General features: G+C 57.4%; 18 protein-coding genes. 6 read left to right on the top strand and 12 right to left on the bottom strand.

What is annotated here, in order from left to right; translation table 11 throughout:
- Nucleotides 1-2: 2 nt before the first annotated feature.
- The 5 genes from hisC to mtnA form a co-directional block, all read right to left on the bottom strand.
- Nucleotides 3-1,115, bottom strand: a complete 1,113-nt coding sequence (gene hisC / locus AC1RKH_RS20080; RefSeq protein ID WP_493063291.1) for a histidinol-phosphate transaminase — start codon at nucleotides 1,113-1,115, stop codon at nucleotides 3-5.
- 11 nt (nucleotides 1,116-1,126) lie between these two features.
- Nucleotides 1,127-2,221 (bottom strand): prephenate dehydratase, encoded by a 1,095-nt coding sequence (gene pheA / locus AC1RKH_RS20075; protein ID WP_030128742.1) that lies wholly within the window; start codon nucleotides 2,219-2,221, stop codon nucleotides 1,127-1,129.
- The gene (gene serC / locus AC1RKH_RS20070; RefSeq protein WP_493063292.1) at nucleotides 2,221-3,306 is read right to left on the bottom strand and encodes a 3-phosphoserine/phosphohydroxythreonine transaminase; all 1,086 of its coding nucleotides are present in this window, start codon (nucleotides 3,304-3,306) and stop codon (nucleotides 2,221-2,223) included. Before serC ends, pheA begins: the two co-directional genes overlap by 1 nt.
- Nucleotides 3,307-3,370: 64 nt before the next feature.
- Nucleotides 3,371-6,040, bottom strand: coding sequence for a DNA gyrase subunit A (gyrA, locus tag AC1RKH_RS20065; RefSeq protein WP_493063293.1), 2,670 nt, complete (start codon nucleotides 6,038-6,040; stop codon nucleotides 3,371-3,373).
- Nucleotides 6,041-6,474: 434 nt separating this feature from the next.
- The gene (mtnA, locus tag AC1RKH_RS20060) at nucleotides 6,475-7,551 is read right to left on the bottom strand and encodes an S-methyl-5-thioribose-1-phosphate isomerase (protein WP_493063294.1); all 1,077 of its coding nucleotides are present in this window, start codon (nucleotides 7,549-7,551) and stop codon (nucleotides 6,475-6,477) included.
- A gap of 108 nt (nucleotides 7,552-7,659) precedes the next feature.
- Here mtnA and AC1RKH_RS20055 point away from each other — a divergent pair, with 108 nt between their 5' ends.
- The 5 genes from AC1RKH_RS20055 to AC1RKH_RS20035 all read left to right on the top strand — a co-directional run bounded on the left by AC1RKH_RS20055 (nucleotide 7,660) and on the right by AC1RKH_RS20035 (nucleotide 12,555).
- Entirely contained in the window at nucleotides 7,660-8,991 is a 1,332-nt protein-coding gene (locus tag AC1RKH_RS20055) for a TRZ/ATZ family hydrolase (protein ID WP_493063295.1), read from the top strand.
- A gap of 63 nt (nucleotides 8,992-9,054) precedes the next feature.
- Nucleotides 9,055-9,753: a bifunctional 2-polyprenyl-6-hydroxyphenol methylase/3-demethylubiquinol 3-O-methyltransferase UbiG gene (gene ubiG, locus AC1RKH_RS20050; protein ID WP_123426949.1), complete on the top strand. Its 699-nt coding sequence runs from the start codon at nucleotides 9,055-9,057 to the stop codon at nucleotides 9,751-9,753.
- 4 nt (nucleotides 9,754-9,757) lie between these two features.
- The gene (gene mupP, locus AC1RKH_RS20045; protein ID WP_123426948.1) at nucleotides 9,758-10,429 is read left to right on the top strand and encodes an N-acetylmuramic acid 6-phosphate phosphatase MupP; all 672 of its coding nucleotides are present in this window, start codon (nucleotides 9,758-9,760) and stop codon (nucleotides 10,427-10,429) included.
- A gap of 88 nt (nucleotides 10,430-10,517) precedes the next feature.
- Nucleotides 10,518-11,258: a YciK family oxidoreductase gene (locus AC1RKH_RS20040; protein ID WP_493063296.1), complete on the top strand. Its 741-nt coding sequence runs from the start codon at nucleotides 10,518-10,520 to the stop codon at nucleotides 11,256-11,258.
- Between the two features lie 370 nt (nucleotides 11,259-11,628).
- Nucleotides 11,629-12,555, top strand: coding sequence for a GGDEF domain-containing protein (locus AC1RKH_RS20035; protein ID WP_123426946.1), 927 nt, complete (start codon nucleotides 11,629-11,631; stop codon nucleotides 12,553-12,555).
- 137 nt (nucleotides 12,556-12,692) lie between these two features.
- On the opposite strand, the gene AC1RKH_RS20030 is transcribed toward AC1RKH_RS20035, so the two are convergent.
- Together AC1RKH_RS20030 and AC1RKH_RS20025 are read right to left on the bottom strand one after the other, a co-directional pair.
- Complete coding sequence (locus AC1RKH_RS20030; RefSeq protein WP_493063349.1) at nucleotides 12,693-13,454, bottom strand: iron-containing redox enzyme family protein; 762 nt, start codon at nucleotides 13,452-13,454, stop codon at nucleotides 12,693-12,695.
- A gap of 78 nt (nucleotides 13,455-13,532) precedes the next feature.
- Nucleotides 13,533-15,992 carry an EAL domain-containing protein gene (locus AC1RKH_RS20025; protein ID WP_493063297.1) on the bottom strand — a complete coding sequence of 820 codons (2,460 nt, stop codon included), beginning with the start codon at nucleotides 15,990-15,992 and terminating at the stop codon, nucleotides 13,533-13,535.
- Between the two features lie 137 nt (nucleotides 15,993-16,129).
- Here AC1RKH_RS20025 and AC1RKH_RS20020 point away from each other — a divergent pair, with 137 nt between their 5' ends.
- Entirely contained in the window at nucleotides 16,130-20,920 is a 4,791-nt protein-coding gene (locus AC1RKH_RS20020; protein WP_493184049.1) for a hypothetical protein, read from the top strand.
- A 17-nt stretch (nucleotides 20,921-20,937) separates the two neighbouring features.
- Here the strand turns inward: AC1RKH_RS20020 and AC1RKH_RS20015 are convergent, their stop codons facing one another.
- The 5 genes from AC1RKH_RS20015 to AC1RKH_RS19995 form a co-directional block, all read right to left on the bottom strand.
- Nucleotides 20,938-22,755, bottom strand: coding sequence for an ABC transporter ATP-binding protein (locus AC1RKH_RS20015; RefSeq protein WP_493063299.1), 1,818 nt, complete (start codon nucleotides 22,753-22,755; stop codon nucleotides 20,938-20,940).
- Complete coding sequence (locus AC1RKH_RS20010) at nucleotides 22,748-23,350, bottom strand: DsbA family protein (protein ID WP_262111884.1); 603 nt, start codon at nucleotides 23,348-23,350, stop codon at nucleotides 22,748-22,750. The genes AC1RKH_RS20015 and AC1RKH_RS20010 overlap by 8 nt, the downstream gene beginning before the upstream one ends.
- Nucleotides 23,351-23,386: 36 nt before the next feature.
- Nucleotides 23,387-24,328 (bottom strand): oxygen-dependent tRNA uridine(34) hydroxylase TrhO, encoded by a 942-nt coding sequence (gene trhO, locus AC1RKH_RS20005; protein WP_493063300.1) that lies wholly within the window; start codon nucleotides 24,326-24,328, stop codon nucleotides 23,387-23,389.
- A gap of 180 nt (nucleotides 24,329-24,508) precedes the next feature.
- Complete coding sequence (locus AC1RKH_RS20000) at nucleotides 24,509-24,805, bottom strand: BolA family protein (protein WP_493063301.1); 297 nt, start codon at nucleotides 24,803-24,805, stop codon at nucleotides 24,509-24,511.
- Nucleotides 24,806-24,818: 13 nt separating this feature from the next.
- Entirely contained in the window at nucleotides 24,819-25,343 is a 525-nt protein-coding gene (locus AC1RKH_RS19995; protein ID WP_123426939.1) for a DUF2059 domain-containing protein, read from the bottom strand.
- Nucleotides 25,344-25,360: the final 17 nt, after the last annotated feature.

Below are 25,360 nucleotides of genomic sequence, written 5' to 3'. Positions count from 1 at the left end.
CATCAACCACGAGCCAGAACCTTGGTCAGCGCCTCGAGGAAGCGACTGTTTTCAGCCGGCAGACCGATGGTGATGCGCAAGTGGTTCGGCATGCCGTAATTGGCCACCGGGCGCACGATCACGCCCTCATGCAGCAAGCCCTGGAATACCGGCGCCGCAACACGCCCCAGATCCACGCAAATGAAATTGCCTTTGGAAGGAATCCAGCTCAGCCCCAACTCACGGAAACCCGCTTCGAGTTGCTGCATGCCGGACTCATTCAGGCGACGGCTTTCAGCCAGGTACTCATCGTCCTGCAGCGCCGCGCAGGCCGCAGCCAAGGCCAGGCTGTTGACATTGAATGGCTGACGCACGCGGTTCAACACATCGGCAACCACCGCGGTCGACAAGCCGTAACCGACGCGCAATGCGGCCAGACCGTAAGCCTTGGAGAAGGTCCGGGAAACCAGCAGGTTCGGGTATGCCGCAAGGAAATCCAGGCCATCCGGCAGATCGCTACCTTCGGCGTACTCGATGTACGCCTCATCCAGCACTACCAGCACATGCGCAGGCACGTCCTGCAGGAACTCATCCAGCGCCTCGGCGCCGAACCAGGTCCCGGTCGGGTTGTTCGGATTGGCGATGAACACCACGCGGGTATTGCTGTCGATGGCTGCGAGCATGGCCGGCAGGTCATGACCCCAGTCTTTGGCGGGGATCACTCGCGCTTGCGCACCGACAGCCTGCGTGACGATTGGGTAGACCGCAAATGCATGCTCACTGAACACCGCATTCAGGCCCGGCGCCAGATAGGCACGCGCAACCAGCTCGAGAATGTCGTTGGAACCGTTGCCCAGCGTCACTTGATCGAGCTCGACCCGACACTGCTCAGCCAGCAGGGTTTTCAGCGCAAAACCGTTGCCGTCCGGATAGCGGGTCAGCTCGGCCAGCTCTTCGCGAATCGCCGCCAGCGCCTTGGGACTGGCGCCCAGCGGGTTTTCGTTGCTCGCCAGTTTGACGATTTTTGCCGGATCGATGTCCAGCTCGCGGGCCAGTTCGTCCACGGGCTTGCCCGGAACGTAAGGCGAAAGTTGTTGCACGCCCGGCTGTGCCAGAGCGAGGAAGTCGCCACTCATTGTTAACGCCTTTAGAGAACTGCTTTCGGGTAGGAACCCAACACTTTAAGTGCCACTGCTTCCTGACTGATTTTCTCCAGCACACCCTTTATCAGCGGGTCGCGGTGGTGGCCGACGAAATCAATGAAGAACACGTAGGTCCACTTACCGCTGCGCGACGGACGGGTTTCGATCCGCGTCAGGTCGATGCCATTGTCATGGAACGGCACCAGCAACTCGTGAAGCGCACCGGGCTTGTTGCTCATCGAGACAATGATCGACGTCTTGTCGTCGCCGGTCGGTGGCACTTCCTGGCTGCCGATCATCAGGAATCGCGTGGAGTTGTCCGGGCGATCCTCGATTTTTTCGGCCAGACGAGTCAGACCGTACAAGCCTGCCGCCATGTCGCCGGCAATCGCCGCCGAGTTCCACTCACCCTTGACCCGCTTGGCCGCTTCCGCGTTGCTCGATACCGCCACGCGCTCGACGTTCGGGTAGTGAGCGTCCAGCCATTTGCGGCACTGCGCCAGGGACTGGGCATGGGAGTAAATGCGGCTGATGCTGTCAGTCTTGGTGTTTTCACCCACCAGCAAGTGGTGGTGAATGCGCAGCTCGACTTCGCCACAGATAACCATGTCGTGTTCGAGGAAGCTGTCGAGGGTGTGGTTGACCGCGCCTTCGGTGGAGTTTTCCACAGGCACCACGCCAAAGTTCACCGCACCCGCGGCCACTTCACGGAACACTTCGTCGATCGCCGCCATTGGCTTGCTGATCACTGCGTGACCGAAGTGCTTCATGGCCGCTGCTTGAGTGAAGGTTCCTTCAGGGCCGAGGTAGGCCACTTTCAGCGGCTGCTCGAGCGCCAGGCACGACGACATGATTTCACGGAACAACCGCGCCATCTCTTCGTTGCCCAACGGCCCCTGGTTACGCTCCATTACGCGCTTGAGCACCTGGGCTTCACGCTCAGGACGATAGAACACCGGCACTTCGCCTTCGGCCAGCGAGGCCATCTTTACTCGCGCGACTTCCTGGGCGCAGCGCGCACGCTCACTGATCAGCTCCAGGACTTTTTCGTCCAGGGCATCAATGCGCAGGCGCAGTGCCTTGAGTTCTTGCTCAGACATTAGCCGTGTTCCTTCTCGAACTCTGCCATGTACGAAACCAGCGCATTGACTGCGTTGATATCGACGGCGTTGTAGATAGAGGCACGCATGCCGCCTACCGAACGGTGACCCTTGAGGTTCAGCAGACCGCGCGCCTCGGCACCGACCAGGAACGGCTTGTCGAGGCGATCGTCAGCCAGGCGGAACGGCACGTTCATCCACGAGCGGTCAGCCTTGTTGATCGGGTTGCTGTACAAGCCGCTAGCATCGATGAAGCTGTACAGCGTGCGCTGCTTGACTTCATTGAGCTTGCCAATGGCCTCAACACCACCCTGCTCTTTCAGCCATTCGAACACAAGACCGGACAAGTACCAGGCCAATGTTGGCGGGGTGTTGTACATCGAGCCGTTGTCGGCTGCGACCTTGTAGTCGAGCATGGTCGGGCAGAACGAACGGGCGCGACCCAGCAGGTCTTCACGCACGATGTTGACGACGATGCCGCTCGGGCCGATGTTTTTCTGGGCGCCGGCGTAGATCATGCCGAAACGCGAGACATCCACGGGGCGCGAGAGAATGTCCGAAGACATGTCAGCAACCAGTGGCACATCACCGACTTCCGGGATCCACTGGAATTCCAGGCCGCCGATGGTTTCGTTCGGCGCGTAGTGCACGTAGGCCGCGTCTTGCGACAGCTTCCATTCGTTCTGACCGGGAATGGCGAAATAGTCGTAAGGCTTGGCGGTAGCGGCGACGTTGACGTGGCCGTAGCGCTGCGCTTCTTCAATGGCTTTCTGCGACCAGATACCGGTGTCGATATAGTCGGCTTTACCGTTTTCCGGCAACAGGTTCAGTGGAATCTGAGCAAATTGCTGGCTGGCGCCGCCTTGCAGAAACAGCACTTTATAGTTCGAGGGGATATTCAGCAGATCACGCAAATCCTGCTCGGCCTTGGTCGCAATGGACACGAACTCATCGCTGCGATGGCTCATTTCCATGACCGAGAGGCCCTTGCCATGCCAGTCGAGCAACTCCGACTGGGCACGCAACAGGACAGCTTCAGGCAGCGCAGCAGGACCTGCGCAGAAGTTATAGGCTCGTTTGCTCACATCCACTCTCGCTATGCATTCACGGTAGCGGACAGAGCAAACACTCTGCCCTGCTACGATTTGGTTAGTCTTGCGGCTCTTCTTCGTCAGCTGCGTCAGCCTGCTGGCTTTCGACAGTGTCGTCCGGCTCGGTGCCGGCATCGAGCACGACGCCTTCCAGCTCAACGCCTTCTTCGCCTTCCAGCTCTTCGCCTTCGACTTCCGATGGCTCCTGAACCCGCTCCAGACCGACCAGTGTTTCATCGCTGGCCAGTTTGATCAGGGTCACGCCCTGGGTGTTACGACCCAGACTGGATACTTCGTCAACACGAGTACGCACCAGGGTGCCCTGGTCGGAAATCAGCATGATTTCCTCACCATCGAGCACCTGGACTGCACCGACCAGTCGGCCGTTACGCTCGTTGCTGACCATGGCGATAACGCCCTGACCGCCACGCTTGTACTCAGGGAACTCGGTGATGGCGGTACGCTTGCCGAAACCACGCGCCGAAGCGGTGAGGATCTGGCTGCCTTCTTCCGGGATCAGCATGGAAATCAGCTTCTGGCCTTCCGGCAGACGCATGCCGCGGACACCGCGAGCGGTACGGCCCATGGCACGAACGTCGGACTCTTTGAAGCGAGTCACCTTGCCGCCATCGGAGAACAGCATGACTTCACGCTCGCCATCGGTGATCGCAGCGCTGATCAGTACGTCGCCTTCGTCCAGCTCCAGCGCGATCAAGCCCACGCTGCGCTGACGGCTGAAGGATTCCAGCGGGGTCTTCTTCACGGTGCCATTGGCGGTAGCCATGAAGATGTAGTGACCTTCGGTGTATTCCTCGACCGGCAGCATGGTGGTGATGTATTCACCATCGTCCAGCGGCAGCAGGTTGACCAGCGGACGACCACGGGCAGCGCGGGATGCTTCAGGAATTTCGTAGGTTTTCAGCCAGTAAACCTTGCCCTTGCTGGAGAACAGCAACAGCGTGGTGTGGCTGTTGGCGACCAGCAGGTGAGCGATGTAGTCCTCATCCTTGACGCCGGTAGCCGATTTACCTTTACCGCCACGACGCTGAGCCTGGTACGCAGCCAATGGCTGGGTCTTGGCATAGCCACCGTGGGAAATGGTCACGACGCGCTCTTCTTCCGGGATCATGTCACCCAGAGTCAGGTCCAGACGCGCATCCAGAATCTCGGTGCGACGCACATCGCCGTACTCGGCACGAATGACTTCCAGCTCTTCGCGGATCACTTCCATCAAGCGCGTGGCGCTGTTGAGGATGCGGATCAGCTCGCCGATCTGGTTGAGGATCTCTTGATATTCGGCCAGCAGTTTTTCGTGTTCCAGGCCGGTCAGACGGTGCAGACGCAGCTCCAGAATGGCTTGCGCCTGTTCTGGCGACAGGAAGTACTTGCCGTCGCGCAGACCGAATTGCGGATCGAGGTTTTCCGGACGGCAGGAATCTGCACCGGCACGCTCGACCATCGCGACCACCGCGGTGGACTCCCAAGGCGTGCTGATCAGCGCTTCCTTGGCTTCCGACGGGGTTGGCGAAGCCTTGATCAGGGCGATGACCGGGTCGATGTTCGACAGCGCAACCGCCTGACCTTCGAGGATGTGACCACGCTCGCGGGCTTTACGCAGCTCGAACACGGTACGACGGGTAACGACTTCGCGACGGTGACGAACGAAGGCTTCCAGCAGGTCCTTGAGGTTCAGGATCCGCGGACGGCCGTCGATCAGCGCAACGATGTTGATACCGAACACCGCTTGCAGCTGGGTCTGGGCGTAGAGGTTGTTGAGGATCACCTCAGGCACTTCGCCGCGACGCAGCTCGATCACCACGCGCATACCGTCTTTGTCGGACTCGTCGCGCAGCTCGGTGATGCCTTCCAGCTTCTTCTCTTTGACCAGCTCGGCGATCTTCTCGATCAGGCGCGCCTTGTTCAGCTGGTAAGGAAGCTCGGTAATGACGATCTGCTGTCGGCCACCGACCTTGTCGATGTCTTCAATCATCGAACGGGCACGCATGTAAATGCGGCCACGACCGGTACGGTAGGCTTCGATGATGCCGGCGCGACCGTTGATGATCGCCGCGGTCGGGAAGTCCGGACCAGGGATGTATTGCATCAGCTCATTGATGGTCAACTCGGGGTTGTCGATGAGTGCCAGGCAACCGTCGATGACTTCACCGAGGTTGTGCGGCGGAATGTTGGTCGCCATGCCCACGGCGATACCGCTGGAGCCGTTGACCAGCAGGTTGGGAATACGGGTCGGCATGACCGCCGGGATCATTTCGGTGCCGTCGTAGTTCGGCACCCAGTCCACGGTTTCTTTATGCAGGTCAGCCAGCAGCTCGTGCGCCAGCTTGGTCATGCGCACTTCGGTGTATCGCATTGCCGCGGCGTTGTCGCCGTCGACCGAACCGAAGTTGCCCTGACCGTCTACCAGCAGGTAACGCAGCGAGAATGGCTGCGCCATACGAACGATGGTGTCGTACACCGCGGTATCACCGTGCGGGTGATACTTACCGATCACGTCACCGACAACACGGGCAGATTTCTTGTACGGCTTGTTGAAGTCGTTACCCAGTTCGCTCATCGCGAACAGCACACGCCGATGCACGGGCTTCAAGCCATCGCGCGCATCAGGCAGTGCCCGCCCGACAATTACGCTCATCGCGTAGTCGAGGTAGGACTGTTTCAGCTCGTCTTCGATATTGACCGGGAGGATTTCTTTGGCCAGTTCGCCCATGAGAAGCCTGATTCCTTTTTCTGGTGAAACTTCGTCACATCCATATGGGACGAACGAAGCTCGCCGCTGCAGGCTGAGTGCCAGCACCGACTTACGACAAATCAACGAGTTATGCCATGGATCTGCGCAGTAAAGGCAGCCACATCGGGCTACCTTGGAAACCGCCGGATGTTATCACAAGAGCCGCCACGCACCTATCCCCCAGATGCGCATGGAGCATAGTTAGTTGACCGGTGACAGCCGCAAAGGCGACGAGAGAGGCTCTGAGGCAAATCACAGGTCCGACTCAGGCTGATTTGTTGACCTTGAGGGCCCCATCGCGAGCAGGCTCGCTCCCACAATTGACCGAGTCGGTCACAGATTTTGCGAACGTCATCGATCCAATGTGGGAGCGAGCCTGCTCGCGATGGCGATTTAACAGGCGCCCAAGATCCTCAATGCAACCGCTTGCGGCACATCAACTGCGCCATCTTCGCGGTATCCGGCCGCTCGACGATGCCTTTTTCGGTGACGATGACGTCAATCAGATCAGCCGGCGTGACGTCGAACACCGGGTTAAAGGCATCGACATCCGCCCCCACCCGCTTGCCGCCGACTTCCAGCAACTCACGGCCATCACGTTCTTCGATCGGGATGTCGTCGCCACTGGCCAGATTCATGTCGATGGTCGAACTCGGCGCCACCACCATGAAGCGCACGCCGTGGTGCATGGCGTTGACCGCCAGTTGATAGGTGCCAATTTTGTTCGCCACGTCGCCGTTGGCGGTAATTCGGTCCGCGCCAACGATCACCCAGGTCACGCCTTTGGTTTTCATGATGTGCGCTGCGGCCGAGTCGGCGTTCAGGGTCACCGGAATGCCTTCGTTCGCCAGCTCCCAGGCGGTCAAGCGCGAGCCTTGCAGCCAGGGCCGGGTTTCGTCGGCGTAAACCCGTTCGACCATGCCTTCCAGGAACGCCCCGCGAATCACCCCGAGCGCCGTACCAAAGCCGCCAGTGGCCAGAGCGCCAGTATTGCAGTGCGTCAAAATCGCCTGGGCATTGCCCTGATGCTTGCGGATCAGGTCTACACCCAGCTGCGCCATGGTCAGGTTGGCTTCGCGATCACTTTCATGGATCGCCAAGGCTTCCGCTTCCAGGGCTGCCAATGGATTGGGGTGATCCTTGAGCCGTTCCAGACGCTCACGCATGCGACCCAATGCCCAGAACAGGTTGACCGCGGTCGGCCGCGAATCCGCGAGCAAGGCAAAGTCTTCTTCCAGCGCCGCCTGCCAGTCACCGTCCGCAGCGAACCGGGCACGTGCCGCCAACACCACGCCATAGGCGGCGCTGATGCCGATTGCCGGAGCACCACGCACCACCATCGAGCGAATAGCCTCGGCCACACCTGCGGCACTGGTGTAGGCAATCCAGGTTTCTTCGAATGGCAAAATGCGCTGATCCAGCAGGTACAGGGCGCCATCCCGCCAATCGATGGCCTTCACCTTCTCCGCAGCCAACAGTCGATTGCGCATCCTTCACCCCGCACTCATGAACAAAAGCCGCCGATTATAGCGATCCCCCCGCGAAGACGCTCGGGTATACTTCGCCATCCTTCATAAAAGCACTGGACCGAACCCTCGATGCCGAATCCTGCCGCTGCGCTCGACTTACTCTTGCTGCCGACCTGGTTAGTACCTGTCGAACCCGCGGGTGTGGTCCTCAAAGAGCATGGCCTGGGCATCCGCGACGGGCGCATTGCCTTCATCGGCCCGCGCAGCGAGGCCTTGAAGCTCAACGCCACGCAAGTCCGCGAGCTGCCGGGCATGCTGCTCAGCCCTGGCCTGATCAATGCCCACGGGCATGCGGCGATGACGCTGTTCCGTGGCCTGGCCGATGATTTGCCGCTGATGACCTGGCTCGAACAGCACATCTGGCCGGCCGAGGCCAAATGGGTCGATGAGGCCTTCGTCCGCGACGGCACTGATCTGGCTATTGCCGAGCAGATCAAGGGCGGCATCACGTGCTTTTCGGACATGTACTTTTTCCCGAAAGTTGCCAGCGAACGCGTGCACAACAGCGGTATTCGCGCGCAAATCGCCATCCCGATCCTCGATTTCCCGATTCCCGGCGCCAGTGATGCGGATGAAGCTATCCGTCAGGGCGTCGAACTGTTCAGCGACCTCAAGCATCACCCGCGCATCAAAATCACCTTCGGCCCTCATGCACCCTACACCGTCGGCGATGAAAACCTCGAAAAAATCCGGGTGATCGCCGAGGAGCTGGACGCTGCGATCCACATGCACGTCCACGAAACCGCCTTCGAAGTCCAGCAATCGGTCGAGCAACGCGGCGAGCGGCCATTGGCCCGCCTGGGTCGCCTGGGTTTGCTCGGACCGCGTTTCCAGGCCGTTCACATGACGCAAGTCAGCGATGAAGACCTGGCGTTGCTGGTAGAAAGCAACAGCAGCGTCATTCATTGCCCGGAATCGAACCTGAAACTGGCCAGCGGCTTCTGCCCGGTGGAGCGCTTGTGGCAGGCTGGGGTCAATGTAGCGGTCGGCACCGATGGCGCGGCCAGCAACAATGACCTCGACCTGCTGGGTGAAACCCGCACCGCCGCCCTGCTGGCCAAAGCCGTCGCCGGCTCGGCCACGGCGCTGGACGCTCATCGTGCCTTGCGCATGGCAACCCTCAACGGTGCCCGGGCGCTGGGGCTGGAAACCGAGGTGGGCTCGCTGGAAGTCGGCAAGGCCGCGGACCTGGTGGCCTTCGATCTGTCTGGCCTGGCCCAGCAACCGATTTACGACCCGGTTTCGCAGCTTATCTATGCCACTGGCCGGGACCGCGTAAAACACCTTTGGGTCGCCGGCAAGCAATTGCTCGACGACCGGCGCCTGACACGCCTCGATGAACAACAGCTATGCGCCACCGCCACCGTCTGGGGTCAGCGTATCAGCGGACACGCCGAATAGAACGAACCCTTGAGCTGAACCTCAAGGCTGACAGCAGAATTTTTTAGATTCAGAGGATTACCCATGAGCAACGTCGACCACGCTGAAATCGCCAAATTCGAAGCCCTGGCTCATCGCTGGTGGGACCGCGAAAGCGAGTTCAAGCCACTGCACGACATCAACCCGCTGCGGGTCAACTGGATTGACGAACGCGTCAAACTGGCCGGCAAAAAGGTGCTGGACGTCGGATGTGGTGGCGGCATCCTCAGCGAATCCATGGCGCAACGCGGCGCCACCGTGATGGGCATCGACATGGGCGAAGCACCGTTGGCGGTCGCGCAGTTGCATCAGCTGGAATCCGGCGTCAGCGTCGAGTACCGGCAGATCACCGCCGAAGCCCTGGCGGAAGAAATGCCCGAGCAATTCGATGTGGTCACCTGCCTGGAAATGCTTGAGCACGTGCCGGATCCGTCGTCGGTCATTCGCGCCTGCTTCCGCATGGTAAAGCCGGGTGGCCAAGTGTTCTTCTCGACCATCAACCGCAATCCGAAGGCTTACCTGTTCGCCATCGTCGGCGCCGAATACATCATGAAGCTGCTGCCGCGCGGCACGCATGACTTCAAGAAATTCATCCGCCCTTCCGAGCTGGGTGCCTGGAGCCGGCAGGCCGGCCTGAGCGTCAAGGACATCATTGGCCTGACGTACAACCCGCTGACCAAGCACTACAAGCTGGCCTCCGATGTTGACGTGAACTACATGATCCAGACCCTGCGCGAGGAATAAGCCCATGGTAATCAGAGCAGTTCTTTTCGACATGGACGGCACCCTGCTCGACACCGCGCCGGACTTCATCGCGATCTGCCAGAGCATGCGCGCCGATCGCGGCTTGCCACCCATGCCGGACAAACACATCCGCGACGAGATTTCCGGCGGGGCGAAAGCCATGGTGGCGGTGACCTTCTCGATGGACCCGGAATCGCCAGGCTTCGAGGCGTTGCGACTGGAATTCCTGGAGCGCTATCTCAAGGGTTGCGCGGTTCACAGCAAACTCTTCGATGGCATGGCGGAGCTGTTGGCCGACATCGAGAAATCCAATCTGATCTGGGGCGTGGTGACCAATAAACCGCTGCGCTTCGCTGAGCCGATCATGCAACAACTGGGGCTGGCCGAACGCTCGGCGCTGCTGATCTGCCCGGACCACGTGACGAACAGCAAGCCGGACCCGGAGCCGTTGATCCTCGCGTGCAAAATGCTCGACCTGGACCCGGCCAGCGTGCTGTTTGTGGGCGATGACCTGCGCGATATCGAGTCGGGCCGCGATGCCGGCACCAGGACCGCCGCAGTGACCTTTGGCTACATTCACCCGGATGACAATCCACGGAACTGGGGCGCGGATGTGGTGGTGGACCACCCTTCGGAGTTGCGCAAGGTTCTGGACGGCGCGTTGTGTAGCTGCTGATTCAGTCAAAAGATCGCAGCCTGCGGCAGCTCCTACAGGGGACCGCGATCTTTTTCAGCCCTTTTAATGGATTGTGTAGAGGTTTTTTATGTTTGATTATTCCGCCCGCCCTGAATTGCTCAAGGATCGGGTCATTCTGGTCACTGGCGCCGGTCGTGGAATCGGCGCTGCCGCGGCAAAAACCTATGCCGCTCACGGCGCTACCGTGCTGCTGCTGGGCAAGACCGAGGCCAATCTGACTCAGGTCTACGACGAAATCGAAGCGGCCGGTCATCCACAGCCAGCGGTGATTCCGTTCAACCTGGAAACCGCTCTGCCGCATCAGTACGACGAGCTGGCGGCAATGATCGAAACCGAATTCGGCCACCTTGATGGCTTGTTGCACAACGCCTCGATCATTGGCCCGCGTACGCCACTGGAACAACTGTCCGGCGAAAACTTCATGCGCGTGATGCACGTCAACGTCAACGCCATGTTCATGCTGACCAGCACCCTGCTGCCGCTGCTCAAGCTGTCTCAGGACGCCTCGGTGATCTTCACTTCCAGCAGCGTCGGTCGCAAAGGTCGCGCGTACTGGGGCGCTTATGGCGTGTCGAAATTCGCCACCGAAGGCCTGATGCAAACCCTGGCCGACGAAGTCGACACCGTCGCACCGGTGCGCTCCAACAGCATCAACCCAGGCGCTACCCGCACCAGCATGCGCGCTCAAGCGTACCCGGGCGAAAACCCGGCCAACAACCCGACACCTGAAGAGATCATGCCGGTTTACCTGTACCTGATGGGACCGGACAGCACTGGCATCAATGGTCAGGCATTCGACGCTCAGTAAGCCCCTCGCTACACCCGCTGCCGCGACGACATACCGTCGCGGCACGCTCCTCACTACCTTCAGGCGCCAGTCTTGAGTCAAACAAATGCCGCCGTATCCACCACCACTAACAGCCATACAACCTAATAAATTGATTTAGAAGGAGTTTTATCAAGGTGAACCGAATGGCACGACTTTCGCTCTAACACTGCGTAAACACGCAGCGTGTTAGCGGTCGGGCAGCACCCTGTCGAGGCTTACTTTTGCTCGGCAAAGCAGACTAAACTTTGGCCACATGTCCTACGGGACTGATGGACCAGTATGACGCGCAGCCCAAAGCCGCTCTCACCCAGCCTGTAAGACAGCATTCCTGCTTAGGGGCTCACGCCATATGAAATCTCCAACCCAGACCAACGCAATTGACTTCGATAGCGCCAAATTGCAACGCCTGGGCTTTGGTCAACTGCCGCCCCTCCTGGAGCGTCCCGCCAGCCTCGGCCAATTGCGCCAGCACATGGGCCTGCAACTACAAACCAGCCTTGAGCCGCAGCGCATTCTGGGACTGTTTTTCCGCGAAGTTCAGCGCCTTGTCCCACTGGACGCCTTGCACTATGAGCACAAAACCAGTGATTTGCGCCTGGAGTTCGGTCAGCGTGGCCATCACTCGGTGAGCTACAGCCTGAGCCACGAAGGCGCACATCTGGGCGATCTGGTGTTCCGTCGCAATCAGCGCTTCAGCGAACAGGATCAGGGCAAACTCGAATCCCTGCTGGCAGCCCTGCTCTTCCCGATGCGCAACGCCTTGCTCTATCGGGCTGCAACTCAAAGCGCACTGCGCGATCCACTGACAGGCACCGGCAACCGCATTGCCATGGATCAGACCCTGCAACGTGAGATCGACATGGCCCGGCGACATATGCAGCCGCTGTCGTTACTGATGCTCGATATCGATCACTTCAAACGGATCAACGACACCCATGGCCACAGTGCCGGCGATGACGTGCTCAAGGCTGTCGCAACCTCGATCAAAAACCAGTTGCGCAACGTAGACATGGTCTTCCGTTTTGGCGGCGAAGAATTTTTGATTCTGCTTTCCAACACCAGCCGCGAAGCTGCCGCGATGATTGGCGAACGCCTGCGTTATGCCGCGCAAGCCGAGGAGTATTGGGCCGATGGGACGCTGATCGGGTTGACAGTCAGCCTCGGGTGCTCGACGTTGCTGCCCGGAGAGTCCGCAGATAGCTTGTTACGGCGCGCCGACAGCGCGTTGTATGTGGCCAAACGCGAGGGGCGTAACCGGTTGGCGATGGCCGGCTGAATCACCAGCAACACCCCAAGTCAAATGTGGGAGCGAGCTTGCTCGCGATGAACGATAACCCGGTTTTCCTGTTAAACCGGGTTGCCTGCATCGCGAGCAAGCTCGCTCCCACATTGGATCGTTGTTAAACCGAAGGATCAGCTTTCGACCAGCACCATCCGCTCACGGACTACCGGAGCCCTTTCCGAGTGTTCCAGTTGCATGCAGCGCTCCAGAAACAGGTACATATAGTCGTAGCTCTTGCAAACCGCGTCACGTAGTTCAGCTTGCAGGGATTTGCTGGGGTTCTGGCCCGCCAGCGTGCAGATTATTTCCAATGCCTCCCATGGATGGGCATCATCGTATTGAGCGTGCATTTTCAGCCACTTCATGGCGCGCTTGCGATCCTCCTCAGGGAACGATGCCGCATAAATCCCGCTGGAACACACCAGCGCCGACCACTCACCGGTTGCACCTTCAATCGCATAGTTGGTCGCCGCAATGGCAACAATCAGCGAATCCGCCGAACTGGTATGCCAGCACCAATGACTCAACGCATGAAGTTCAGGGGCAACCTGCTGCGCCTGCAAGTCCTCCAGACTGACGCCATGCGCTCGACTCCAGTGCACCCAGTAGTCGGCATGGTTAAGCTCAACCCGAATATTGCGCATCAGCCAGCGACGTGCCATGTCCTCACCGGGGTGACGGGCAAAGCGGGTTTTGGTCAGGTTTTGCGCCATGTACAACGCGAACTGTTCAACGACCGGCCAGCCACCAATGAGGTACTGACGCATGGTCTTTGCGCTGAGTTTGTTGTCACGCATCCGCTGATACAGTTCATGTTCGACAACCCGACGCTTGCTCTCGCTGCAATCCCGGATCAACTGCTGAGCCCAGGCTGGATAACTTGCGGCTTCCATAAGCGGGCCGGATCTGTTGAATGTATCGATCACTGTCGCACTCCTTTTGATTGTGATTGTACGGATCAGCAAGAGACTTCAACGGAATGTGCCAGGCGCCTTGAATAACAGAGGCCGCGGTCTGGTGGGCCGACATTGCAGGCTGTCACAGGTAAACAATTGCGGGCGTTCGATAACATACCCTTGAGCATAATCCACCCCGATCTCCAGCAATGCCTGCTCGATCTGGGGTGTTTCAACAAACTCGGCAATGGTGCGCTTACCCATGACATGACCGATGTGATTGATCACTTCGACCATTGCACGGTTAATCGGGTCGTCCAGCATATCCTTTACGAAACTCCCGTCGATCTTCAAGAAGTCTACAGGCAAATGTTTCAGATAAGCGAATGAGGACATACCGGCACAAAAGTCATCCAACGAAAAATGGCAACCTAACCCTTTGAGTTCATTAATAAATCTGATTGCGCTGCCTAAATTCGAAATTGCACTGGTTTCAGTGATTTCAAAACAAATCATTTCAGGCGGGATGGCATAGGCAATGAACTTCTCACGTAGGAAGTGTAGGAAAGCCTCATCACCGATCGTAATACCTGACAGATTTATCGCACACATGGCCAACGGCCCTTCGCGCTCTTGCGCGATGCCCTGAGCAATGATTTTGAAAACGTTCTCGACCACCCAACGATCCAGCGACGTCATCAACCCATAGCGCTCGGCGGCAGGAATGAAACTGTCCGGCAGGATCATCCGCCCGGCTTCGTCATGCAGACGCAGCAGGATTTCGATATGCCCGCCACCTCGCTCGACATGCCCCAGCGCAGCGATTTCCTGTGAGTACAAGCAGAAGCGATTCTCTTCGAGCGCCATGTGCAAGCGCTGCACCCAGGCCATCTCGCCGAAACGCAAGGACAGCTCGGAATCGTCGGCATGATAGACCTGCACCCGGTTGCGGCCCTTTTCCTTGGCCATGTAGCAGGCCATATCGGCAGCACGCAATGAAGCCTCAAGGGTGGCCGGAGCTTGAATGATGTGCACCAGGCCGATGCTGACGGTGGTCACGAACGGCCGGCCTTTCCAGACAAAATGCAGGTTTTGCACTGTCTGACGCAGGCCCTCGGCGATTTTCTCCGACGCTTGCGGCGAACAGTTTTCCAACAGGATGCCGAACTCGTCACCGCCCAGCCGGGCCAGGGTGTCACCTTCGCGCAATCCCGACTGCAACAACGCACAGATATGCCGCAGCAACTCATCACCTGCGGCGTGTCCGCAGGTGTCGTTGACCAGTTTGAATTGATCCAGGTCGAGGAACATCAAGGCATGCCGGGCAGGTTGGCGCGTCAGGTTGTGCAGCGCCTGCTCCAGGCGATATTCGAATTCGCGACGGTTGGCCAGCCCGGTCAGGGCGTCGTGGGTGGCCTGCCAGGAAAGATTGGCGATGTACTGCCGCTCCTGGGTCATGTCATGCAGCACCAGCACTGTGCCGCTGACCTTGCCTGCATTGCGAATCGGCGAGCCCACCAGCGTCACGGAAACCGTGCTGCCGTCCAGCCGCTGAATCAGTTTGGAGTGCTCACTGCCACCACTGAGTTGACCGCTGAGAATGTGCTCGATCAGGGTAAAGCCGTCAGCCTGGGCATTTTCGTCCAGCAGATTGAACAAGGCCGCCAGCGGCAACCCGACCGCCTGTTCAGCTTTCCAGTGGGTCAACTCTTCGGCCGCCGGGTTCATGTAAGCGATGGCGCCTTCAACGTCGGTGGCGATCACGCCATCACCAATCGATTGCAGGGTGATTTGCGCGCGTTCCTTTTCCAGCTGCAAGGCATTGGCAAACGCATGGCGCTGGGCCAGAAGCTTATGGGTTCGTAGCAACGCCAGGGCAATCAACCCCAATGCCGTGGCCAGGTTGGTGAACAGCAACAACCGTAGAATCAGCCGCGAACCCTCGCCCAATGCGTCACTGAAGGCTTTGGCGGCGGGTGTCACCCCTTCGTTGATGGCAAATATCTGGGTTTTCCAGCGCTGGATGTCAGCGTCGGTCGCCTGGTTGCCGGCAATGCGCTGATGCATTTCACGGGCGACGCTATCGAGCTGCACCAGATAGGCATCACCTACGGTCCAGCGATCGATTGCGGTTTCCAGGTAGCTGAAATGCCGGAAGTTCAAATACAGCCAAATCAGACTGGAGACGTCATCGGGATGGTTACCGCCCTTGAGGATGCCACGTCGGGCAGCCGCCAGATCGGGCGGCTGACTATCCAGCGCAACACGCAGTTCATGCCCGCCCTGAGGGACTGCAATAGCATTCTGGTACTTGAGGAAAATCGACTCGTCGCGACTGTCGGCGTAGAGATTGAGGTAATAGATGGCATCTTTCTGGCCCTTGGACCACAGGCTTTCGCCGGCAACGTAGCCGCGAACCGCCGACAGAACGTACAGGCTCACGCCACCCAACAGGGCCTGAAATAACACGACGGCGATAAATGGCCAGACGATGCCCAACAACCGTGGCGTTCCGAGAGTCCGTTTTTGCTTCATGAGGTCCTTTGCATAGGCGCTGGCGATCATCACCAAGTTAAACCACTACCGCTAGCCTAGGGTGCCTTCTCGCTCCCAGCAAGCCAACGGTGCTGGAACCGTCCTCCGTAACCACCCTAAATTTTCGATCAATAAATATGTACCAACCTGACCACATCGGATCAATGAACACTGCCTCCTCATTTCATACAGAGTCAGTATTCATCATGCAGATAACCACCTCCACCAGCTCCGCAACCAGCACTGATGCACAAAGATACCAAGGTCAGTTAGCGGACTATGACACCATGTTGCGTCAACTGAGACTCATCAAACAGGAGTCACTGGATCCTACCGGTGCCTTTATGAGCCCTTCCCATCATTCCCCCCTGGCTCAAGAGTACGAGGCCGGACAGGTTTTCCTGAACAAACTGCTCAGTGATGAGGACTACCTGGCACTTTCCCGGAAACTCAAAACAAGATCCGGTTCCTTGTCAGTCACTATCGGAGAGGAACAGGCCGTCTATGAAACGACAGGCCTGGACGGGATAGGTGAAATCACGTTAACCCTGACCGACAAACCACAGTGGCGCGACTGGACAAGCGAAATTGAGAGTGCCGTTCGCAACATAGGCGGACAGATGCGCTCCGACGGCCTGATCAGCCTCCCTCGAATGCTGAGGTATTACGGTCTCTCGACCGTGGAAGCAAGAGATTCCACTGCACTGGACTCAGTCACTCATGCACTTGAAGAGAAACGGGCAAGCCATATGCTGGGGCTTGAAAGCGGCATCGATATCGACGAGTTGGTCAGAGCATCCGACCATCAAGCAGTCATTCAGGTCGTCAAGGAATTCCTGCCATCCGATAAAACTTCCGTGCTGGATTACCTGTCAAGCTTCATTCCCTCCATGCCGGGCACGCTACAACTGCGTACGACACCCATGACCTGCCTGGAACAACTGCTGCATTGCGACAAGGCAAAGGTACTGGGAAACCGGTTGCTTGAAGAGCTGGGTTGGTACGGTGGCAAACTCCGCGACGATGCCGCTCCGGGTATCCGAACCAAGTTGGTGAGCAAGGCCATTCGTCTGTGGGCAGAACAATCGTCAAGCGAAAACCCGGACGGTATTGCCGGCTACCGTTGGCAAAAGCCATCCAACTGGGGAAAAAGCTATCAGGCAATCTGGAGCGAATTCGAGTCGCATCTGCTCAGCTCAAAACACGCCTCATCAGTGAATGAATCAATTCTGATTGCATGCCTTTATCAACCGTTGTTTCCACCAGAGTTTCAGGTTCGCGATATACCACCCGAACTGGCCTACCGAAGCTCAGTGGTTTGGGTAAACTTCGTACACGGCGTCAACCTCGCCCATGCCATAGATCCAGTCTTGCTGCGACTACTGAAATTCCAGGAACTGGTCGACCTCCCGATTGATCAAACTGAAGAAGCCTCTGCGCAGGCCCTGAATATCATAGCTCTCGCACGACTTAGTCCTACCCTGGAATGGGCTGTCACCAATGGAGTTATTCGTGAAAGAACCGATGCCAACTATACAAAGGAAGAAATCGAGCGATCAGTCTCTGCGCTTGACGCGCACACACAAACATTGAGCAATGCCATCACTGAACTCGACAAGGAACCTCCCAAACGACTGGATCTGGCCAAACAAGAGATGGCCAAGCTATTTGGCGATGCATTCATGTCGGATGGCTACAGATTGATACCCGAGCCCTCTCAATGGTCGAGCAGCTTCTTTGATACGCCCACGTTAAAGAGTGCCCCCAAAGAGTCCTTCAGCTTTCTTGACGTGTATGCATCCGGGAAGTTTGATGACGGTAAAAAATGGTACAGGACAACACCGGATGGAAAACAAAGAAGCACACTCTGGATCCACCTTGATGGCGATCGAAAAATACAAATCTACAAAAACATCATATTCTCTAACTCTTCAGGCAGGTACTCCCCAGGTGACAAATACTTGCCTGACATCAGCGCCGTCTTCCAAGAGCAATTCAACACTTATCTCACCTCACAAAAAATCGCCTACGAAAAGTTGATAAAAAGCCAATTATCATCTTTACCATTACTCGATCGCCAGGCAATAGAACATGGCATTATAAAAATATATACCTTGAGGGCGCCCACCTCTGGAGAGGAGGCACAGAACGAGTCCGAGCAGATCATAAAACCACTCAGGGCCCGCAGAGGTTTTATATTGGAAGCCACCCACAACAACCAAAAATCATATTACGAATGCATACCGAACGCGGGAGTGATTCGTCACCTCAAATCGTTCAATCAAAACTTCATTGGCGGGGCGCTAAAAACTGAAAGGTGGAAAGTCTCAAAAGGCTCTGCCGTCACAGTGAGTGTCGTTCGCACCAAGACACTTCCATTCGATTGGGGTGCACATACAGCCGGGACCATTCCCCTGCCAGGTGCAAGTTGCGAGGCGATCATAGAGCAGCTGGGAAACACCCTCAGCAGCGTTCAGCCCGACCAAGAGCCGGACTTCGTACCACACACACTATCTTCTTTGCGCTCACGTCAAATTACTGAGTTGATCACCAGCACTCTTTTTTTTGTTGACGAAACACTTCTTCTTGCTCATGCCCGCGGGGAAACTGAATTTGACCGTATACAAGCCCAGACAGATAAAACCCTCAAGGTAATAAAAATGTTCGTGCCTTTCTGGAACGCCATCGAAGATATCGCCTCAGGTGATAGAAATCGGATCATTCAAGGCGTGTTCGGTTTAATCTTAGACATGGCCATCTTTGCGTACCCTATCGGTAAGTACGTATCGGGCGTAGTAAAACTGGTATCGACTGCCGGAAAACTCGGCGCACGTGCGACTCTGCGGGGTTTTGGCAACCTGACAAAAACATTGCTCATGGCAACGGCGCAAAACCTGAACCCTCTGGAGCTCTTCCCGTTGCTATTCAAATCAGGCTCCAGAATTGTTTTGCGGTACGGCCAGAAAGGCTTGTTCAAGGTGAAGTCATTGGGCGGCCATGCCGGACAATACAACATCGTCGGGGCTGTTTCCACATCGGCTACTCCCGGTACCTGGAGGTCCAGGGTCGCAGGCGACCACTTGGCGACAGTGCGCGGCATTGAAGATGTCCCCATACGCAATACGGGCCTGACAAGTAAACCAGACTATCGCCTGATTGACCCGTTATCTGGCAAGCCATATGGCCCTATACTCGCCACCCGCTCAGGTGATCTTTCGTTGGGGCGATCACACTACAGTGCACTGGAAAAGAAGCATAACCACGACATCTTCAAGCTCTCTAATGACACCCGCGTACACGAGGTGCTGGAAGTCGATGGCACAAGCACCTTCTTCCTCAACGATGTCCCTTACAGGCTGCATGACGGCAGCTTGCGACGTGTCAGCAGTCTTGACGCCAGTGAGAAACTCAAACAGGTGCCATGCCGTACTCGTCGCAATTTTGGCGATGCCTGCAAGACCAAATACATATTAGCTGACGACCCTGCCCAACGCCCCCAGCGAGGAACGTTTACCGAGGAGAAGAGCTGGGCCCCGTGGTTTGGGGAGGTAACCAGCTACCCTTCAACTCCGAAATCCGCCGACGACCGTAGCTTGCTGAACTTTGAAGGAAAGATCTACGAACTTAAGGACGGCAAGCTAAACACCTATAAGGGAAAACCTGAATGGATTGGTCTCACGCAAAGAACCCCTGTTCCCAAAGAAGAAGTTTCCGCCATCGTGGAATTCCAGACGGGTATATATGGAGGCATCAAAGTAACCGGCACCGCGAAAAACATTGATGACGTACATGACACCGGCGCAATTATCGTACCTTCCATAGATAAAAAAACCACATACATATTCACCAGACTCAATACTGATGACTATTACCTGGCGAGGCTCTCGCCCAGCGACAGCATTAATACACCACTGATGATGAAAAGGCTGACTCCGGACGAACTACTCGCAGGCACTCTGGGAGAGGAGCTGAAGCGCGTGTACGCAGGCTCGTTAAATGCGAACAACACCGCACGCATTTACGGAGAAGAAAAGATCAAGCTTGCACTGGTCAAAATAGATGAGATCGCGACAGCCATCGGCACGCCGGGCAATCCTCCTGCCAATATGAAGTGGTTAAAAGTCGATACCTCCTCGGCCGAAGCCCTGATGTTTGATTACGGAACAAGAATGATTGTCGCAGAGTTACCCGAGGGTGCAGCGGTATGGAAATCCAATGCCCTTGCGTCAGAAACGATGCAAGAATCGACAGCCAACATCTTCGAAATACTTTTCAAAAACAAGTCAACAACCGCTTCGCCACACCGGTCGACCAATACCGTAAAGATCGACAACGCGATGGAACAACTGCAAAAAATTCTTCCGACCAAACAACATTCGGAAAACCTGAAAAACATAGGCTATGCCAAAGTCGAGACTGCTGCCGGGCGAACTGAAATATATGTCAGCGTTTCCGGCGTCGGGGATAACACCCAACATCTCCCGCTGTTCAAAACCAGTGATGGCTTTACAGAAATCGAACTCAACGGTGCTACTTACTTTAATGTCGACGGCATTAGAAACCCTATTGACCCAGTCTCTCTTCACTTGAGCGAAGACGGAAACCTGCTGGCAATCCCACACCCGATGAGTGATGCCAGCAGCTCCGATGTCTTAAATCGGGTTACGTCAGTAGACAGCGAGAGCAAGCTGATTGGATACATCAGCGAAAAATACCCAAATGCTGAAGACATTAAATCAGTGACAGTGGTCACCACCTTACCTCCATGCGACTCCTGCTCAATCGTCATGAAAGAATTTGGTCATGCGCGCGGAGTCGAGGCACTGAACGTCATATGGGGTAAGCGTCCTAACCCGCGCAAGCGGCCGGCCCCTGAAAGCAGCGGTTCTTCAAGCGATTCAAGTTCGTCAAACTCCTCCAGCGATTAAAACTGACCCCAAAGCTATCAATGCTGCTGCAAATGCCCATAAAGCTTGGCGTATAAACCACCATCAGCAATCAACTGCTGATGGTCGCCATCTTCGGCAATCTGGCCACCATCGAATACCAGCACGCGATCTGCCTGTTTTACCGCCGATAACCGGTGGGCAATGATCAGTGTCGTTCGGCCGCTGAGAAACCGTGCCAGTGCTTGATGGAGGTTGTATTCGGTGGCGGCATCCAGCGCCGAGGTCGCTTCATCGAGGACCACGACCTTCGGCTCCGCCAGCACCATGCGCGCAATGGCCAGGCGTTGGCGTTGGCCACCGGACAAGCGCACACCGGAACGGCCAACGATGCTGTCCAGCCCTTGCGGCAACGCCTTGACCGTAGCGTCGAGCTGGGCGATTTCCAGCGCCTGCCAGCAAGCTTCGTCGCTGCGTTCGCGGCCCATGCTCAGGTTGGCCCGAATGGTGTCGTTGAACAGTGCCGGATGCTGCAAAACCACCGCGACATTCTCGCGCACGGTTTCCAGGCCGATTTCCTCTTGAGTCGCGCCACCAAAACGGATGCAGCCCGCCTGCGGCGTATAGAGCCCCAACAGCAATTGCACCAGCGTGCTTTTACCCCCGCCGCTGGCGCCGACGATCGCGACTTTCTCACCAGGGGCGATGGACAGGTTCATCTTGTCCAGCACCAGCTCACCGCCGTAGCCGAAACTCAAGCCTTGCACCTCGATGCCCACCGTCTCGCGCCCCTTGAACGGGTCGACGCCACCTGGGTACTGCGGCTCATCGTCACGCGACAACAACTCGTTGATTCGCGTCAGCGCCCCACCGGCCGCGTAATAAGCGTATTGCAGATTCAGCAGCTGCTCGACCGGCCCGATCATGAACCAGAGGTAGCTGAACACCGCAAGCATCTGGCCGATGGACAGGTCGGAGAACAGCACTGTGAGCATCGCAGCGGCGCGAAAGATATCGATGCCGAACTGGAACAGCAAACCGCTGGCGCGGCTTGAAGCGTCGCTTTTCCACTGTGAGTTGATGGCGTAGTTGCGCACTTCTTGCGCCCGCATCCCCAGTCGTCCAAGGAAAAAACCCTGGCGATTACCAGCGCGGATTTCCTGAATCGCATCCAGGGTTTCGGTCAGCGCCTGGGTGAACCGGGAGGTACTGTCGTTCTCAAGTTTTTTCAGGTGTTTGACCCGCTTGCCCAATTGCACCGTGGCGTAGATCACCAGTGGATTGAACAGCAGAATCAGCAGCGCCAGTTTCCAGTGCATCCAGACCAGAATGCCCGCCGTGCCGACCAGCGTCAGCATCGCCACCAGAAAACGGCTGAGGGTTTCACCGACGAATTTATCGAGCGTGTCCAGGTCGGTGACCAGGTGCGTGGTCACCGTACCGCTGCCCAGGCTTTCATATTCACCGAGGGAAATACGCTTGAGTCGCTCGATCAGTCGCACGCGAATGCGGTAGACGATGTCCTTGGCCAATCCGGCAAACAGGCGTGCCTGCAAGACGTTGAACATCAACGCACCGCAACGCAGGGTCAAGGTCACCAGCAACATCAAACCGATGTAGCCAGCGGCGCTTTGCCAGCCGGCCGGCAGCGCGTGGTTCATGACTTTCAGTGCCGCGTCGCCATGCCCCAGCAGCACTTCGTCCACCAGCAGCGGCAACAGCAAGGGAATCGGCACACTGCACAGGGTCGCCAGTACGGCGACGCCGTTAGCGATCCACAGGGATTTTTTATGGTGAAGCGCCAGACGACGGATTTCCGCCCAACTCAGCCGATCGACCCGCTTGGGTTGCTGCACATCATCGGGCCGGTCATACACAGGCGGCGCGCTCCAGCCAGCGACCGAGCAACGGTGACAGCTCGCTGAGCGGTTGATAGCCATTGGTCAACAGTGCCAGTTGACCATTGCGCTCGGCCAGCAAGGTCGGGAACCCGGCGATGCCCAGATCCTGAACCCAGGTGAAGTCTGCCGCCGTGGCCGCGTGCTGATCGGCACGATCAAAAGCTGCCGCGAACTCGATACGTGGCAAACCGGCTTGTTCGGCCAACTCCACCAATACACTGGCGCGGGTGACGTCACGGCCCTCGGCATAAAAGGCCCGCTGAATGAGTTTAAGCAGTTTCCACGCGCAATCCGGCGCCAGACTGCGCGCTGTCACCAGTGCGCGGCAGGCAGGTTCAGTGTCGTAGACAAAACCGTCGGGCAGCGCGCCTTCGAACTTGAACGGCTGGCCGGTGGCCTCGGTGACCGCCTGCCAGTGTTCGAGAATGTAGCGCCGAGTGGTGGGTTCCAGCGCCGCACCACTGCCTGTGCGCAAACCGCCGACCACCAGATGCACTTCAACGCCCGCGGCCTGCGCCTGCTCGACCAGGGCCTCGGCCACCGGAGCGAAGCCCCAGCACCAGGAACACATCGGATCCATTACATAGAGCAGGCGCGCGGACATGGTTCAGGCCTCGGTGTTTGATTGCTTGTAGTTGTAACCAATCGGGTGCGGCTGATTACGGGCCTTGGCCAGTTCGATCTGTTTCTGCCGGTCGATCGCACTGCGACGGGTCTTCTCACTCAGCTTATCCCAGCAATGCGGGCAACTGATGCCAGCGACATAGTGCTCGGATGCACGGTCTTCGACGCTCACTGGCGTACGACAGGCATGACATTGATCGTAGTCGCCTTCGCTCAAGTCGTGGCGAACGGTGACGCGGTTATCGAACACGAAGCAGTCGCCCTGCCATTTGGTTTCTTCCTTCGGCACCTCTTCGAGGTACTTCAGGATCCCGCCCTTGAGGTGGAAGACTTCATCGAAGCCCTGGCTGAGCATGTAGCTCGAAGCCTTTTCACAACGAATGCCGCCGGTGCAGAACATCGCGACTTTCTTGTGTTTGGCCGGGTCGAAGTTGGCTTTGATGTAGTCTGGGAATTCGCGAAAACTGGTGGTTTTCGGGTCGAGCGCACCTTCGAACGTGCCGATCGAGACTTCGTAGTCGTTGCGGGTATCGATCAGCAGCACTTCAGGATCGCTGATCAAGGCGTTCCAGTTCTGCGGGTCAACGTAGGTGCCGACCTTCTTGTTCGGATCGACGCCTTCAACACCCAGGGTGACGATTTCTTTCTTGAGCTTGACCTTGGTGCGGTAGAACGGCTGCTCATCGCAGTACGACTCTTTGTGGTCGATGTCGTCCATGCGCGGGTCGTTCTTGAGCCAGGCCATCAGCCCGTCGATGCCTTCGCGGCTACCGGAAACCGTGCCGTTGATGCCTTCTTCGGCAATCAGCAAAGTGCCTTTGATGCCGTTGTCGACCATCGCCTGCAACAGTGGCTCGCGCAGGGCGACGTAATCTTCAAGGGTGACGAACTTATACAGTGCCGCCACGACAATCTGTTGTGTCATGGGTGATTCTCCAGGTGGCTACCCTCGTAAGGGGTGAACCGGATGCGAAAAAAAACGCGCCGGCTAAGCGGCGCGTTGCGGATTGTAGCAAAGGAGCAGCGGTAAGCGGCAAGCTTCAAGCGGCAAGCACGGAGCGGGTCGCCTTGAACTTGCAGCTTGTAGCTTGAATCTTGCAGCTGCTTAATGGCTACCGCCAGCGCAGGTCGGCGAGGCAGGTGCCGCGCCGGTCTTCGCCCATTCCTCAGGCGTGTACGTATGCAGCGCCAACGCATGGAACTCGCCCATCAGGTCACCCAACGTGGCGTAGACCTTCTGGTGGCGCTTGACGCTGTTGAGCCCGGCAAACTGCTCGCTGACCACCACGGCCTTGAAGTGGGTTTGCAACCCACGGCTGTGCATATGGCTTTCGTCCAGCACATCCAGATGCGCGGGTTGCAACGCGTTCAGTGCCGATTCAATACGTTGTTGCATGGTCATTGCGGGGCTCCGCTCAAGGCTTTTTCTTGGCTGGAGCGGCAGCGTCTTTCGGCGTCAGCTCGGCAGTCATGTCAGACAGCAGCTTGTTGACCACAGGCACCGCACTTTCCAGTTTGGCTTGAGTCATCTGGGCCGATTGCTGAGTCAACTGAGGCATTTTTTCCAGGACTTTCTTGCCCAGTGGCGACTGGTAGAACGCGACCAGGTCCTTGAGCTCGGATTCGCTGAAGTTGGTGGTGTAGAGCTTGACCATGTCCGGTTTCAGCTTGTTCCAGCCAATGGCCGCGTCCAGAGCTGCGTTGGCCTTGGCCTGGTAGGTTTCCAGCAAGGCTCTTTTCGATTCCGGCGCTTTGGTTTGTTCAAAGCGCTGGGCGAACATTTGCTGCACTTGCATGTACACCGGAGTGCCCAGTTTGTCAGCGTGCGCCAGGGTCAGGAACGCTTCGGCACTGGCGTTGTGGCTGGCGGTATCGGCGAAAACCTGGCCGCTGGCACAGACCAGAGCAACCGCGGTACAGATGGCACGAAGACGAGTCATCGAGTTTCCTATTCTAG

The organism is Pseudomonas sp. GW822-FHT06B12, from assembly GCF_058799675.1.
Note: the sequence above shows the minus strand (reverse complement) of the source record. Positions and strands in the feature narration are given on the sequence as shown.